Here is a 13939-nt window from a genome sequence, read left to right as displayed (position 1 = left end):
TCACATCACTGTATCGGTGCGCGGCGAAATCCAGTTGAGCTGCTCTGGGACAATGGTCGACGTGACCACCAATTCGCCGCTCATGGCCCGCATCGATCTGCGCGGTGCCGCACTGACCGCGGCGGCACTGCGGGCGGTGTTGCCGCGCGGTGGTGTCGACGTGGAGGCGGTGCTACCGAACGTGCGGCCCATCGTCGACGCGGTCGCCGAGCGGGGAGCGGCGGCGGCCCTGGACTACGGCGAGTCCTTCGACGGGGTGCGGCCCGACACCGTCCGGGTGCCGACCGCGGCCCTCGAGTCGGCCCTGACCCAGCTGGACCCCGACGTGCGGGCGGCGCTGCAGGTCGCCATCGCCCGGGCCCGCGCGGTGCACGCCGACCAGCGTCGCATCGACACCACCACCACCCTGGGGCCCGGCGCCACGGTGACCGAGCGCTGGGTGCCGGTCGAGCGGGTGGGCCTGTATGTGCCCGGCGGCAACGCGGTCTACCCGTCCAGCGTGGTGATGAACGTGGTACCGGCGCAGACCGCGGGCGTCGACTCGCTGGTGGTGGCCAGCCCGCCGCAAGCGCAATTCGGCGGCCTGCCGCACCCGACCATTCTGGCCGCCGCGGCGCTGTTGGGTGTCGACGAGGTCTGGGCGGTCGGCGGCGCGCAGGCGGTGGCGCTGCTGGCCTACGGCGGCACCGACACCGACCGCACCGAACTGGCGCCGGTCGACATGATCACCGGCCCGGGCAACATCTACGTCACCGCCGCCAAACGGCTGTGCCGCTCCCGGGTGGGTATCGACGCCGAGGCCGGGCCCACCGAGATCGCCATCCTCGCCGACCACAGCGCCGACCCCGCGCATGTCGCCGCCGATTTGATTAGCCAGGCCGAACACGACGAGATGGCCGCCAGCGTGCTGGTGACCCCCAGCGTCGAGTTGGCCGACGCCACCGAGCGCGCCCTGGCCGCTCAGCTGGCCACCACCGTGCACCGCGAGCGGGTGACCGCCGCGCTGGGCGGGCGTCAGACGGCAATGGTGCTGGTCGACGATCTGGACGCCGGCGTGCGGGCGGTCAACGCCTACGCCGCCGAACACCTGGAGATCCAGACCGTCGACGCCGCCGCGGTCGCGGCCCGGATCCGCAGTGCGGGCGCAATTTTCGTCGGTCCCTGGTCACCGGTCAGCTTGGGCGACTACTGCGCCGGTTCCAACCATGTGCTGCCGACCGCGGGCTCGGCGCGGCACTCCAGCGGCTTGTCGGTGCAGACCTTTCTGCGCGGCACCCACGTCGTGGAATACACCGAGGCGGCCCTCAAGGACGTGACCGGGCACGTGATCACCCTGGCCACGGCGGAAGACCTGCCCGCGCACGGGGAGGCAGTACGGCGGAGGTTTGAGCAGTGAACACACCGGGCCAGGATGTGACGCTGGCGGATCTGCCGCTGCGCGACGACCTGCGCGGCAAATCCCCGTACGGGGCACCGCAGCTGGTAGTTCCGGTGCGGTTGAACACCAACGAGAATCCGTATCCGCCGACCCCGGCGCTCATCGACGACGTCGCGCGCTCGGTGCGCGCCGCGGCCGCCGAGCTGCACCGCTACCCCGACCGCGACGCCGTGGCGCTGCGCACCGATTTGGCCGCCTACCTCAGCGCCCAGACCGGGGTGCACGTCGGCGTGGAGAATCTGTGGGCGGCCAACGGCTCCAACGAGATCCTGCTGCAGCTGCTGCAGGCGTTCGGCGGGCCGGGCCGCAGCGCGATCGGGTTCGTGCCGTCGTATTCGATGCACCCGATCATCGCCGACGGCACGCAGACCCGATGGTTGGTCGCCAGCCGGGCCGAGGATTTCCGGCTGGACACGGCCGTCGCCGTGGCCGCTATCACCGAGCACCGGCCCGATGTGGTGTTCGTGGCCAGCCCCAATAACCCGTCCGGGCAAAGTGTTTCGCTCGACGAGCTGCGACCCTTGCTCGATGCCGCGCCGGGCATCGTGATCCTGGACGAGGCGTACGGCGAATTCTCCTCGCAGCCGTCCGCGATCTCGCTGATCGCCGAGTACCCCACCAAACTGATCGTCAGCCGGACCATGAGTAAGGCGTTCGCGTTCGCCGGCGGCCGGCTGGGCTACCTGGTCGCCGCCCCCGCGGTGATCGACGCCATGCTGTTGGTGCGGCTGCCGTATCACCTGTCGTGCATCACCCAGGCCGCGGCCCGTGCTGCGCTGCGCCACGCCGACGACACCCTGGGTAGCGTGGCGCACCTGGTCGCCGAACGGGACCGGGTCTGTAAAGAACTGGATGCCCTGGGGTTTCGGGTCATCCCCAGCGACGCGAACTTCGTGCTGTTCGGCCGGTTCGCCGACGCGCCGGCGACCTGGCAGCGCTACCTGGATGCCGGGGTGCTCATCCGCGACGTCGGGATCCCGGGCTACCTGCGCACCACCATCGGGTTGCCCGAGGAAAACGACGCGCTGCTGGCCGCCAGCGCAGGGTTGGTGGCCACCGAACTCGCCCAGCCGCTAGGAGCATCATGACCGGTAGCCGTCGCGCCCGGGTGGAACGCGCCACTAAAGAGTCCGACATCGTCGTCGAACTCGACCTGGACGGCACCGGTGTCGTGCACGTCGACACCGGGGTCCCGTTCTATGACCACATGCTCACCGCGCTGGGCAGCCACGCCAGCTTCGACCTGACCGTGCGCGCCACCGGCGACGTCGAGATCGAGGCGCACCACACCGTCGAGGACACCGCGATCGTGCTCGGTCAAGCGCTCCATGAGGCGCTCGGCGACAAGAAGGGCATCCGCCGCTTCGGGGACGCGTTCATCCCGATGGACGAGACGTTGGCCCACGCCGCCGTCGACGTGTCCGGGCGTCCCTACTGTGTGCATACCGGTGAACCGGATCATCTGCGGCACACCACGATCGCCGGCTCCCAGGTGCCCTATCACACCGTCATCAACCGGCACGTGTTCGAGACGCTGGCCTCCAACGCCCGCATCGCGTTGCACGTGCGGGTGCTCTACGGACGCGACCCGCACCACATCACCGAAGCCCAGTACAAGGCGGTCGCCCGGGCGCTGCGTCAAGCCGTCGAACCCGACCCACGGGTGTCGGGCGTGCCCTCCACCAAAGGCTCGCTGTGACAGCGAAATCGGTGGTGGTGTTGGACTACGGTTCGGGCAATCTGCGGTCGGCCCAGCGGGCGTTGCAGCGGGTCGGTGCCGCGGTCACAGTGACCGCCGACGCCGACGCCGCGGCGGCCGCCGACGGGCTGGTGGTGCCCGGGGTGGGTGCGTTCGAGGCCTGTATGGCCGGGCTGCGCGGCATCAACGGCGACAAGATCGTCGCCGAGCGGGTGCTGGCCGGGCGCCCGGTGCTCGGCGTGTGTGTCGGCATGCAGATCCTGTTTGCCCGCGGCGTGGAATTCGGGGTCGAATCCACCGGGTGCGGCCAGTGGCCCGGCGCGGTGACCCGCCTGGACGCCCCGGTGATCCCGCACATGGGCTGGAACGTGGTGGCCGCCGCGCCCGGCAGCCGGTTGTTCCGCGGCCTGGACGCCGACACCCGGTTCTACTTCGTGCACTCCTACGCCGCACAGCGCTGGGAGGGCCGCCCCGAGGCGCTGCTGACCTGGGCGCGCCACCAGGTGCCGTTCTTGGCGGCGGTGGAGGACGGCCCGCTGGCCGCCACCCAGTTCCATCCCGAAAAGAGCGGGGATGCCGGCGCGACGCTGCTGGCCAACTGGGTCGACGGCCTGTGAGTTAGGGTCTGTGCACGTGTCGTTGATACTTCTTCCCGCAGTCGACGTGGTCGACGGTCGTGCTGTGCGCCTGGTCCAAGGTAAGGCGGGCAGCGAAACCGAATACGGTTCGGCGTTAGAGGCCGCCCTGGCCTGGCAGCGCGACGGTGCCGACTGGATTCACCTGGTCGACCTGGACGCCGCGTTTGGCCGCGGCTCCAACCGTGAACTGTTGGCCGAGGTCGTCGGGCGGCTCGACGTGGCCGTCGAGTTGTCCGGCGGGATCCGCGACGACGAATCGCTGACCGCGGCGCTGGCCACCGGGTGCGCCCGGGTCAACGTCGGCACCGCGGCGCTGGAGAACCCGCAGTGGTGCGCCCGGGCGATCGCCGAGCACGGGGATAAGGTCGCCGTCGGCCTGGACGTGCAGATCGTCGGCGACGAACATCGGCTGCGCGGGCGGGGTTGGGAAACCGACGGCGGCGACCTGTGGCAGGTGCTGGAACGCCTTGACGCCGAAGGGTGTTCACGGTTCGTGGTCACCGACGTCACCAAGGACGGCACCCTGACCGGCCCCAACCTGGACCTGCTCGAGCAGGTCGCCGAATGCACCGACGCGCCGGTGATCGCGTCCGGGGGCGTGTCCAGCCTGGACGATCTGCGGGCCATCGCCACCTTGACCGATGCCGGGGTCGAGGGCGCCATCGTGGGCAAAGCCCTCTACGCGGGCCGGTTCACGTTGCCGCAAGCGCTGGCCGCGGTGCGGGAGTAGGGCCACGTGGCGCTGGACTCCGCCGACCTGCAGGCGCTGCTCACCGAGGCTTCGGCGATCCTCGACGCCGCCGCCAAGCCGTTCGTGGCCGGGCACCGCGCGGATTCGGCGGTGCGCAAAAAGGGCAACGACTTCGCCACCGAGGTCGACCTAGCGATCGAGCGGCAGGTGGTCGACGCCCTGGTCGCCGGGACCGGCATCGAGGTGCACGGCGAGGAGTTCGGCGGTCCGCCGATCGATTCACCGTGGGTGTGGGTGCTCGACCCGATCGACGGCACCTTCAACTACGCCGCCGGGTCCCCGATCGCGGCGATCCTGTTGGGGTTGCTGCGCGACGGGGAACCGGTCGCCGGCCTGACCTGGCTGCCGTTCACCGACCAGCGCTACACCGCCGTGGCGGGTGGTCCGCTGCTGAGCAACGGGGTGGCGCAGCCGCCGCTGGAGCCCGCCGATTTGGCCGACGCGATCATCGGTGTCGGCACCTTCAACGTGGACTCGCGGGGGCGGTTTCCCGGCCGGTATCGGCTCAGCGTGCTGGAGAACCTGTCCCGGGTGTCCTCCCGCATCCGCATGCACGGCGCCACCGGCGTCGACCTGGCCTACGTGGCGGACGGAATCCTGGGCGGCGCCATCAGTTTCGGCGACCACATCTGGGACCACGCGGCGGGCGTGGCGCTGGTGCGGGCCGCCGGCGGCATCGTCACCGACCTGTCCGGCGACCCGTGGACCAGCGCGTCACGCTCGGCGCTGGCCGCAGCACCCGGTGTGCACCCGCAGATCCTCGACATCCTGCACAGCACCGGGCGACCGGAGGACTACTGAGATGAACGCCACAGATGTTGCGGTGCGGGTGATCCCGTGCCTGGACGTCGACGCCGGCCGGGTGGTCAAGGGCGTGAACTTCGAGAACCTGCGCGACGCGGGTGATCCGGTCGAACTGGCCGCCGCCTACGACGCCGAGGGCGCCGACGAACTGACCTTCCTGGATGTCACCGCCTCCTCGTCGGGCCGCGACACCATGCTGGAGGTGGTGCGGCACACCGCCGAGCAGGTGTTCATCCCGCTCACCGTGGGCGGCGGGGTGCGCTCGGTCGACGACGTCGACGTGCTGTTGCGCGCCGGGGCCGACAAGGTGTCGGTGAACACCGCCGCCATCGCCCGCCCGGAGCTGCTGGGCGAGCTGGCGCGGCAGTTCGGCTCGCAGTGCATCGTGTTATCGGTGGACGCCCGCACCGTGCCGGACGGGTCGTCACCCACCCCGTCGGGCTGGGAGGTCACCACCCACGGCGGGCGGCGCGGCACCGGCATCGACGCGGTCGAATGGGCGGTGCGCGGCGCCGAACTCGGGGTGGGGGAGATCCTGCTCAACTCGATGGACGCCGACGGCACCAAGGCCGGTTTCGACCTGCCGATGCTGCGGGCGGTGCGGGCCGCGGTCAACCTGCCGGTGATCGCCAGCGGCGGCGCCGGGGCGGTCGAGCATTTCGCGCCCGCCGTGCAGGCCGGCGCCGATGCGGTGTTGGCGGCCAGCGTGTTTCACTTCCGGGAACTGTCCATCGGTGAGGTGAAGGCGGCGATGGCGGCCGAGGGGATCGTGGTGCGATGAGCCTCGACCCCGAGATCGCGGCGCGGCTGAAACGCAACGCGGACGGCTTGTTCACCGCCGTCGTGCAAGAACGCGGTAGCGGCGACGTGCTGATGGTGGCGTGGATGGACGACGACGCGCTGGCCCGCACCCTGGCCACCCGGGAGGCCACCTATTTCTCCCGATCCCGCGGTGAACAGTGGATCAAGGGCGCCACCTCCGGGCACACCCAGCAGGTGCACTCGGTGCGGCTGGACTGCGACGGCGACGCCGTGCTGCTGGAGGTCGACCAGGTCGGCGGGGCCTGTCACACCGGGGACCACAGCTGCTTTGACGCCGATCAGTTGCTGGGCCCGGAGGATTAACCGCTCGACAGGTCGGTGGACGGCGCGCCGGTGAGTCGGGGATCGGGGTTGCCCGACATCGCCAGCAGGCCGCGTAGTGCCCGGATGACCAGCGGCCAGCTGCGTGGGTCGCGCAGGTTCACGCCGCTGACGAGCTGCTTGAGCATCGACAGCGTGTCGAAGTAGATCCGTTCGGCGACCAGGTTCTCGTTCTCGTCGAAGACGAAATACGCCGTCATCCGGGTGCGATGCCGGGAACCGGTGGCCGGTATACCGCCCAGTGGGCCCAAATGGGTGCCCAGAAGCCAGAACTCGACGATCACAGCGTCGGCACTGTGCCGCAGCGCGATGATCTCGTGGTCCTGGTCGGGAAAGGCGACGCGCGTGTCGTGGTAGTAGCGGCGGACTTCGGCGTCGCCGTCGTGGACGGTGAGGGTGGGAATGATCTCGTAATGCGGATGCGGGAAGGTGGCCAGCACGTCGTCCCAGTTCTGACGCACCTCGTCGCGGAAGTGATCGAGGACGAGTTTCTCCCGGGCGCGCAGCACGTCGACGGGTGGTATGGCGAAGCGGCCGACCATTATCTGCCCCTACCCGACGGACTCACAGGTCGATCCGGGTGGCCTTGGTGCGTGCGGTCCACCGGCCGTCCCGGTAACCGACCTCAATGGGGTGGGCGAACGCCGCCGTCACGGTGTCGGTGGTGACGGTGTCCCGGGCGGGGCCGCTGGCGACGGTGCGGCCGTCGGCGATCAGCAACGCGTGCGTGGTGGTGGTTGGCAACTCCTCGAGGTGATGGGTGACCAGGATGGACGCCACCTCGGGGTGGGTTTCGTCCAGCGAGTCGATGGTCTCCAGCAGTTGCTCGCGGGCGGCCACATCCAGTCCGGTGGTGGGCTCGTCGAGCAGCAGCAGGCGCGGATCCGAAATCAGTGCCCGTGCGATCAGGGTGCGGCCGCGTTCGCCCTGCGACAGGGTGGGCCAGATGTCGTCGGCCTTGCGGGACAAACCGACCGTGTCGATCATCGCGTCGGCGCGGCGCACCTCGTCGGGGGTGGGCGTCCAGTGCAGCGGGATGTCGATGGTGGCGGTGATGCCGGTGAGCACCACCTCCCGCACGGTCAGCGGGTATTGCAGGCGATGGCGCGGGTTGACGTGGCCGATGGACCGGCGCAGCCGCGCCAGCTCGACTCGGCCCATTTGTTCGCCGAGCACGTGCACGGTGCCCGAGGTGGGGAAGGTGACGGCCGCGCAGAAACCCAGCAAGGTGCTCTTGCCGGCGCCGTTGGGTCCGAGCAGCGCCCAGTGCTCACCGGCGTGGACGGTCAGCGAAATGCCGTCGATGATCTGTTTGCCGTCGCGGCGAAACGTCACGTCGGCGAGTTCCAAGACGGGCGTCACGTGGAGCACTCCTTTGCGGGCTGGGCGAGGCTTGCTGTCCACGCTTTTACGCGACGCGCAGCACATCCTTCTGGTATGCGAGCAGGTGCTCCAGCAGCCACGCACTGGACTTGAGCAGCTTGCCCTCCCGCGCCAACTCGATGGCCTCGGCCACCTCTTCGGGTTGTAGGTCGCGGCGTTCCAACCCAGTGAATAGGAAGCCGATCAGTGGCACCACGTGATCCTCAATCATGAGCCTGTCAGTGATCTCGTCACCGTCAGCGGCGTACCGCTTATACAGCTTCGCTGCCAGCTCGCCACCATAGGGATCACTCACGTCACTCATGATAATGAGAGCGGGTAGACGCTGGCGATATACCAGGCAGCGATGCCTGACCCCACCGGGTTCACGGCCACCGCAACCTGTTGCCTCGATGGGTGCCCATCACCACGAACCCGCTCGGAACGCTGTTGTCGGGAAATGCTGAATTGGCCGCATCGATGCTGCGACGCGCCATGTCCACGACGTCTTGCTCCGTGGTGCCGGGCTGAAACTCAGCCTTAGCCCATCCGGTACCCCACCGGTGGTCTCCATGGGGTCGTTTCGGCAGGGGATCACCGGCACGTATGGCATCTCGAACGGACTTCGCGATCCGCCGCGACTCCGCGGCCGTCACATCACCGTCGAGCACCGACCGCGCATCCTCATAAGTGAAGTCGTCGATCTGGCTGCGCAACGCGGGTGGTTCGTAGTCGCCGAATTTGCCGAATTCGTCGGCCGTGTTTGGTCCTAGCATGCCCTTGATCCGGGCCGGCGGCCGATCGGGAATTTTGTCACCTGACACGCTTCGACGTGCGGGAATAGGGGCCCTGTGACGTCTGCGACGGCCACCGCCGGGCACGTCCGCACCGGTACCACCACGCCACACACTCCCGGTACGACGAGCCGCTCCGCAGATTGCGCACCCACAAGCGGCAATCCTCGATGAGCTGGCGCATCACCTCGGTGTCCGCGGCCGCCCGTCGCCGCCGCAGCGCCTCGAGCTCGTCGGCCAGGACGTGGAAGCCGTCGGCGTGTGCCCGCAGCCGGGCGAGTTCGGTGGATGCCGGCATACCGCAGGCTGGCACGGGCCGCTCTCGCCGCGCCGACATGCATCCACAGGCGCGTCTCCTGCACCGTGACGGGCCCACAACCAGTACGCTCGAATCGTGCAGCGACGAATCATGGGCATCGAGACCGAGTTCGGTGTCACCTGCACCTTCCACGGTCACCGGCGGCTGTCCCCGGACGAGGTGGCCCGCTATCTGTTCCGCCGGGTGGTGTCGTGGGGGCGCAGCTCCAACGTCTTCCTGCGTAACGGTGCCCGGCTGTACCTCGACGTGGGCAGCCACCCCGAATACGCCACCGCCGAATGCGACAACCTGGTGCAGCTGGTCACCCACGACCGCGCCGGGGAGCGGGTGCTCGAAGACCTGCTGGTCGACGCCGAGCAGCGCCTGGCCGACGAGGGCATCGGCGGCGACATCTACCTGTTCAAGAACAACACCGACTCGGCCGGCAACTCCTACGGCTGCCACGAGAACTACCTGATCGTGCGGGCCGGGGAGTTCTCCCGGATCTCCGATGTGCTGCTGCCGTTTCTGGTCACCCGCCAGCTGATCTGCGGGGCTGGCAAGGTGCTGCAAACCCCGAAAGCCGCCACGTTCTGCCTGAGCCAACGCGCCGAACACATCTGGGAAGGCGTCTCATCAGCCACGACGCGGTCCCGGCCGATCATCAACACCCGCGACGAACCGCACGCCGACGCCGAGAAGTACCGCCGCCTGCACGTCATCGTCGGCGACTCCAACATGTCCGAGACCACCACCATGCTCAAGGTCGGCACCGCGGCGCTGGTGCTGGAGATGATCGAGGCAGGCGTCGCCTTCCGTGACTTTTCCCTGGACAATCCGATCCGCGCCATCCGCGAGGTCAGCCACGACCTGACCGGTCGCCGCCCGGTGCGGCTGGCCGGCGGTCGGCAGGCCAGCGCCCTGGACATCCAGCGCGAGTACTACGGCCGCGCCGTCGAGCATCTGCAGACCCGCGAGTCCAACCCGCAAATCGAGCAGGTCGTCGACCTGTGGGGCCGGCAACTCGACGCGGTGGAACGCCAGGACTTCGCCAAGGTGGACACCGAGATCGACTGGGTGATCAAACGCAAGCTGTTCCAGCGCTACCAGGACCGCTACAGCATGGAGCTGTCCGATCCCAAGATCGCCCAGCTGGATCTGGCCTACCACGACATCAAACGCGGCCGCGGTGTGTTCGACTTGCTGCAGCGCAAAGGCCTGGCGGCCCGCATCACTACCGATGAGGAGATCGACGACGCCGTCGACACCCCGCCGCAGACCACCCGCGCCAAACTGCGCGGCGAGTTCATCAGCGCCGCGCAGGCCGCCGGGCGTGATTTCACCGTCGACTGGGTGCACCTGAAACTCAACGATCAGGCCCAGCGCACCGTGCTGTGCAAAGACCCGTTCCGCTCCGTCGACGAGCGGGTCAAGCGGCTGATCGCCAGCATGTAGCGCATACCCTGTTACCCGTGGCGACATCGAAAGTCGAACGGCTGGTGAACCTCGTCATCGCATTGCTGTCCACGTCTGGCTACCTCACCGCGGACAAGATCCGGTCCAGCGTGCAGGGCTACGAGGACAGCCCCAGCCAGGAGGCGTTCTCCCGGATGTTCGAGCGGGACAAAAACGAACTCCGGGATCTGGGCATCCCGCTGGAGACCGGCAGGGTGTCGGTTTTCGACCCGGTGGAGGGCTACCGGATCAACCGCGACGCCTATGCGCTGCCCGACGTCGAATTGTCGTCCGAGGAGGCGGCGGCGGTGGCGGTCGCCACCCGGCTGTGGGAGTCACCGGAACTGATCAGCGCGACCCAGGGCGCGCTGATCAAGCTGCGGGCCGCCGGTGTCGATGTCGACCCGGACGCCCCGGTGGCCATCGCCTCACCGGCCGGGTTACCCGGGTTGCGCGGCTCCGAGGACGTTTTACCCAGCCTGCTGTCGGCGATCGGGTCGGGGCAGGCGGTGAAGTTTGAACACCGGTCGTCGCGGGCCGAGCCCTATACGGTGCGCACCGTGGAACCGTGGGGGGTGATCACCGAGAACGGCTACTGGTATCTGGTGGGGCACGACCGTGACCGCGACGCCACCCGAGTGTTCCGATTGTCGCGGATCGCGGGCGCGGTGACACCGGTCGGCACGGCCGGTGCGGTGAACCGGCCCGACGGTGTCGATTTGCGTGCCCTGGTGCGGGAGTCGGTCTTCGGGGCCACCGGATCGCCGACCAGCGAACGGGCCACGGTGTGGGTGGCCGACGGGCGCGCTACAGCGCTGCGGCGGGTGGGCACCCCGACCGGCAAGCGGCAGTTGGCCGGCCGTGACGGCGAGGTGATCGAGATTGACGTCGGATTCCCTGACCGGCTGGCGCGCGATATCGCCGGCTACGGAGCCGACGCCGTCGTGCTGGCCCCGCAGTCGCTGCGCGACGACGTGCTGGCTCGGCTGCGTGCCCGCGCCGGCGACGATGCAGAGCGCAGCGATGAGGAGGAGGCGGCGCCGACGAGACCCGCCGGGGGAGCACGGCGCCCATGACGGCGATCTCGGCCCGCCTGGTGCGGCTGCTCAACATGGTGCCCTATTTCCAGGCCAACCCCCGGATCACCCGGGCGGAGGCCGCCGCCGACCTGGGGGTGTCGATCGAACAACTCCAGGAGGACCTGGACCAGCTGTGGATGTGCGGTCTGCCCGGCTACGGCCCGGGCGACCTGATCGACTTCGCGTTCTCCGGCGACACCGTCGAGGTGACGTTCTCGGCGGGGGTGGATCACCCGCTTCGGCTGACGTCGCCGGAGGCCACCGGGCTGCTGGTGGCGCTGCGGGCGCTGGCCGATGTGCCCGGTGTGGTCGACCCGGAGGCGGCGCGCAGCGCAATCGCCAAGATCGAAGCCGCCGTCGGCGCCGTCGGCCCCGGTGCGGCAACCCCGGCCGCTGTTGAGGAGCCCGCCCCGATCGAAAACCAGGCCGCGGCCGCGGTGCGCGAGGCGGCGCGGCAAAGCCGCGCCTTGGCCATCGACTACTACGCCGCCTCACGCGACGCGTTATCGAGCCGCGTCGTCGACCCGATCCGGGTGGTGGTGATCGGCAACCACAGCTATCTAGAGGCCTGGTGTCGGGAGTCCGACGGGGTGCGATTGTTCCGGTTCGACCGGATCGTCGACGCCACCGTGCTCGACGAGCCGTCGGCGCCCCCGGAGCCGGCCCGGCAAGCCCCGACCGACACGTCGCTGTTCAACGCCGACCCGTCGTTGCCGGCGGCAACGCTGCGGGTGGCGCCACCGGCCGCGTGGATGTTCGAGTATTACCCGATGCGGGTGGTCCACGAGCTGCCCGACGGCTACTGCGAGGCTGCGATGACCTACGCCTCCGAGGAGTGGATGACGCGGCTGCTGCTCGGGCTGGGCGATGACGTGCATGTGTTGGCCCCGGAGTCGCTGGTCACCCGGGTCCGTGACGCCGCCGCGGCCGCGCTGGCCGTGTATCAGAACTCACCGATGTAACCGGGTGTCGACGCCGACATCGCCCAGCTCGCGTCTACCCGCCCGACCGAGTCTGCGGTCACGGCGCCGACCCTGTAACCAGGGCGTCCTGGAGGCCGAAAACACGCCCTGCCTACAGGCTCGAGGCCCCAAGCGCTAGTTTCGACGCCCTGACCGCGCACCGCCCGACCGCGGCGCGGCCGGGCGGTGCGCGCTGCTGCTGCGGTAGCATCGAGGCGACGTCTGGAGGTTAGACATGGGCAGTTTGCAACCCTGGCACTGGCTGATCCTTGCCGTCGTGGTCCTCCTGCTCTTCGGTTCGAAGAAGCTTCCCGATGCGGCCCGCTCGTTGGGCAAGTCGCTGCGAATCTTCAAATCCGAGGTCCGTGAACTGCAGAACGACGGTAAAACCGAGTCGTCGGGCACCGCGGCCGCGTCGCCGACCCCGGTGCAGTCCGAGCGGGTCGATCCCGGACCGGACCACACCGACGCCCGGCCGGCTTGAGCCGGACAGCAGCAGCGCGGCGTGAAAGCGCCGCACGTTGATCACCCGCGTGCGCACCCCCGGACTCCTGCGTCGGCTCGACCCGCGGCTTCGTCGTAGCCGCACCAACCCCGACGGGACGATGTCGCTCGTCGACCACCTGCGCGAATTGCGCACCCGGTTGCTGATCTCGCTGGCCGCGATCGCGCTCACCACCAGCTTCGGGTTCGTCTGGTATTCGCACGGCTTCTTCGGGTTGGAAAGCCTCGGCGAGTGGCTGCGACACCCGTATTGCTCGCTGCCGGCCTCGGCGCGCGCCCAGATCAGCGCCGATGGGCAGTGCCGGCTGCTGGCCACCGCGCCGTTCGACCAGTTCATGTTGCGCCTCAAAGTGGGCTTGACCGCCGGGGTCGTGCTGGCCTGCCCGATGTGGTTCTACCAGCTGTGGGCGTTCATCACGCCGGGGCTGTACCGCAAGGAACGCCGCTTTGCGGTGGTGTTCGTGGTGTCGGCGGCGGTGCTGTTCGTGGCCGGGGCGCTGCTGGCCTACCTGGTGCTGGCCAAGGCGCTGGGATTCCTGCTGACCGTGGGCAGCGACGTGCAGGTGACCGCGCTGTCCGGCGACCGGTACTTCGGGTTCCTGATCAACTTGTTGCTGGTGTTCGGGATCAGCTTCGAGTTCCCGCTGCTGATCGTCATGCTCAACCTGGTCGGGGTGCTCAGCTATGCCCGGCTCAAATCGTGGCGGCGCGGCCTGATCTTCGCCATGTTCGTGTTCGCGGCGGTGTTCACCCCGGGTTCGGACCCGTTCTCGATGACCGCGCTGGGGCTGGCGCTGACCCTGTTGCTGGAATTCGCCATCCAGATCGCCCGGCTGCACGACAGACGCCAAGCCAAGCGGGAGGCGCTGGCCGCGATCCCCGATGACGAGGCCGCGCCCCTCGAACCGCCGTCGGCGATACCGGCCTCGGCGCCGATCACCCATGACGACGTCACCTAACCCCGCGTGCGGCGCCCCCCTTTGCCGCGAGCGTGCGCAGTTGTACGCCGACA

18 protein-coding genes are annotated in these 13939 nt (G+C 69.2%); 13 read left to right on the top strand and 5 right to left on the bottom strand.

Annotated elements, in window-relative coordinates:
- Nucleotides 1–52 precede the first annotated feature (52 nt).
- From hisD to hisI, 8 genes are read left to right on the top strand one after another with little or no spacing between them, the layout of a single operon-like run.
- Complete coding sequence (gene hisD / locus ACAG26_RS22245; protein ID WP_370485241.1) at nt 53–1396, top strand: histidinol dehydrogenase; 1344 nt, start codon at nt 53–55, stop codon at nt 1394–1396.
- Complete coding sequence (locus ACAG26_RS22240; RefSeq protein WP_370485240.1) at nt 1393–2526, top strand: histidinol-phosphate transaminase; 1134 nt, start codon at nt 1393–1395, stop codon at nt 2524–2526. The genes hisD and ACAG26_RS22240 overlap by 4 nt, the downstream gene beginning before the upstream one ends.
- Nucleotides 2523–3137 (top strand): imidazoleglycerol-phosphate dehydratase HisB, encoded by a 615-nt coding sequence (hisB, locus tag ACAG26_RS22235; RefSeq protein ID WP_370485239.1) that lies wholly within the window; start codon nt 2523–2525, stop codon nt 3135–3137. Before ACAG26_RS22240 ends, hisB begins: the two co-directional genes overlap by 4 nt.
- Nucleotides 3134–3754 (top strand): imidazole glycerol phosphate synthase subunit HisH, encoded by a 621-nt coding sequence (gene hisH, locus ACAG26_RS22230; protein ID WP_370485238.1) that lies wholly within the window; start codon nt 3134–3136, stop codon nt 3752–3754. The genes hisB and hisH overlap by 4 nt, the downstream gene beginning before the upstream one ends.
- Before the next feature lie 16 nt (nt 3755–3770).
- On the top strand, nt 3771–4505 hold the full coding sequence (gene priA, locus ACAG26_RS22225) for a bifunctional 1-(5-phosphoribosyl)-5-((5-phosphoribosylamino)methylideneamino)imidazole-4-carboxamide isomerase/phosphoribosylanthranilate isomerase PriA (protein ID WP_370485237.1): 735 nt from the start codon (nt 3771–3773) through the stop codon (nt 4503–4505).
- Nucleotides 4506–4517: 12 nt separating this feature from the next.
- Complete coding sequence (locus ACAG26_RS22220) at nt 4518–5327, top strand: inositol monophosphatase (protein WP_370485267.1); 810 nt, start codon at nt 4518–4520, stop codon at nt 5325–5327.
- Between the two features lies 1 nt (nt 5328).
- Nucleotides 5329–6111 (top strand): imidazole glycerol phosphate synthase subunit HisF, encoded by a 783-nt coding sequence (gene hisF / locus ACAG26_RS22215; protein WP_370485236.1) that lies wholly within the window; start codon nt 5329–5331, stop codon nt 6109–6111.
- Nucleotides 6108–6455, top strand: coding sequence for a phosphoribosyl-AMP cyclohydrolase (hisI, locus tag ACAG26_RS22210; RefSeq protein ID WP_370485235.1), 348 nt, complete (start codon nt 6108–6110; stop codon nt 6453–6455). The genes hisF and hisI overlap by 4 nt, the downstream gene beginning before the upstream one ends.
- Here hisI and ACAG26_RS22205 read toward each other — a convergent pair.
- The 5 genes from ACAG26_RS22205 to ACAG26_RS22185 form a co-directional block, all read right to left on the bottom strand.
- A complete protein-coding gene (locus tag ACAG26_RS22205) occupies nt 6452–7015 on the bottom strand; it encodes an ester cyclase (RefSeq protein WP_370485234.1) in 564 nt (187 codons plus the stop codon). The genes hisI and ACAG26_RS22205 overlap by 4 nt on opposite strands.
- A 22-nt stretch (nt 7016–7037) precedes the next feature.
- A complete protein-coding gene (locus ACAG26_RS22200; protein ID WP_370485233.1) occupies nt 7038–7835 on the bottom strand; it encodes an ABC transporter ATP-binding protein in 798 nt (265 codons plus the stop codon).
- Between the two features lie 46 nt (nt 7836–7881).
- Nucleotides 7882–8151: a hypothetical protein gene (locus ACAG26_RS22195; protein WP_370485232.1), complete on the bottom strand. Its 270-nt coding sequence runs from the start codon at nt 8149–8151 to the stop codon at nt 7882–7884.
- A 70-nt stretch (nt 8152–8221) separates the two neighbouring features.
- The gene (locus tag ACAG26_RS22190) at nt 8222–8659 is read right to left on the bottom strand and encodes a hypothetical protein (RefSeq protein WP_370485231.1); all 438 of its coding nucleotides are present in this window, start codon (nt 8657–8659) and stop codon (nt 8222–8224) included.
- Complete coding sequence (locus tag ACAG26_RS22185) at nt 8649–8927, bottom strand: hypothetical protein (RefSeq protein ID WP_370485230.1); 279 nt, start codon at nt 8925–8927, stop codon at nt 8649–8651. Before ACAG26_RS22185 ends, ACAG26_RS22190 begins: the two co-directional genes overlap by 11 nt.
- A gap of 96 nt (nt 8928–9023) precedes the next feature.
- Between ACAG26_RS22185 and pafA the strand changes: the two genes are divergently transcribed.
- The 5 genes from pafA (at nt 9024) to tatC (ending at nt 13886) form a co-directional block, all read left to right on the top strand.
- On the top strand, nt 9024–10382 hold the full coding sequence (gene pafA / locus ACAG26_RS22180; protein WP_370485229.1) for a Pup--protein ligase: 1359 nt from the start codon (nt 9024–9026) through the stop codon (nt 10380–10382).
- Nucleotides 10383–10399: 17 nt separating this feature from the next.
- Entirely contained in the window at nt 10400–11458 is a 1059-nt protein-coding gene (locus ACAG26_RS22175; protein WP_370485228.1) for a helix-turn-helix transcriptional regulator, read from the top strand.
- Complete coding sequence (locus ACAG26_RS22170) at nt 11455–12423, top strand: helix-turn-helix transcriptional regulator (protein ID WP_370485227.1); 969 nt, start codon at nt 11455–11457, stop codon at nt 12421–12423. The genes ACAG26_RS22175 and ACAG26_RS22170 overlap by 4 nt, the downstream gene beginning before the upstream one ends.
- A 235-nt stretch (nt 12424–12658) precedes the next feature.
- A complete protein-coding gene (gene tatA, locus ACAG26_RS22165; protein ID WP_370485226.1) occupies nt 12659–12907 on the top strand; it encodes a Sec-independent protein translocase subunit TatA in 249 nt (82 codons plus the stop codon).
- 49 nt (nt 12908–12956) lie between these two features.
- The gene (gene tatC / locus ACAG26_RS22160) at nt 12957–13886 is read left to right on the top strand and encodes a twin-arginine translocase subunit TatC (RefSeq protein WP_370485266.1); all 930 of its coding nucleotides are present in this window, start codon (nt 12957–12959) and stop codon (nt 13884–13886) included.
- Nucleotides 13887–13939 lie beyond the last annotated feature (53 nt).

Source organism: Mycobacterium sp. pUA109 (assembly GCF_041287095.1).
GTDB lineage: Bacteria > Actinomycetota > Actinomycetes > Mycobacteriales > Mycobacteriaceae > Mycobacterium.
This window is presented reverse-complemented; position numbering and strand designations above follow the sequence as displayed.

Excerpts from the sequence above, each read along its gene's own strand:
- hisB (WP_370485239.1), top strand. The coding sequence starts at position 2,523 with ATGACCGGTAGCCGTCGCGCCCGGGTGGAACGCGCCACTAAAGAGTCC.
- hisI (WP_370485235.1), top strand. The coding sequence starts at position 6,108 with ATGAGCCTCGACCCCGAGATCGCGGCGCGGCTGAAACGCAACGCGGAC.
- ACAG26_RS22185 (WP_370485230.1), bottom strand. The coding sequence starts at position 8,927 with ATGCCGGCATCCACCGAACTCGCCCGGCTGCGGGCACACGCCGACGGC.
- hisD (WP_370485241.1), top strand. The coding sequence starts at position 53 with ATGGTCGACGTGACCACCAATTCGCCGCTCATGGCCCGCATCGATCTG.
- tatA (WP_370485226.1), top strand. The coding sequence starts at position 12,659 with ATGGGCAGTTTGCAACCCTGGCACTGGCTGATCCTTGCCGTCGTGGTC.
- ACAG26_RS22205 (WP_370485234.1), bottom strand. The coding sequence starts at position 7,015 with ATGGTCGGCCGCTTCGCCATACCACCCGTCGACGTGCTGCGCGCCCGG.
- hisF (WP_370485236.1), top strand. The coding sequence starts at position 5,329 with ATGAACGCCACAGATGTTGCGGTGCGGGTGATCCCGTGCCTGGACGTC.
- ACAG26_RS22170 (WP_370485227.1), top strand. The coding sequence starts at position 11,455 with ATGACGGCGATCTCGGCCCGCCTGGTGCGGCTGCTCAACATGGTGCCC.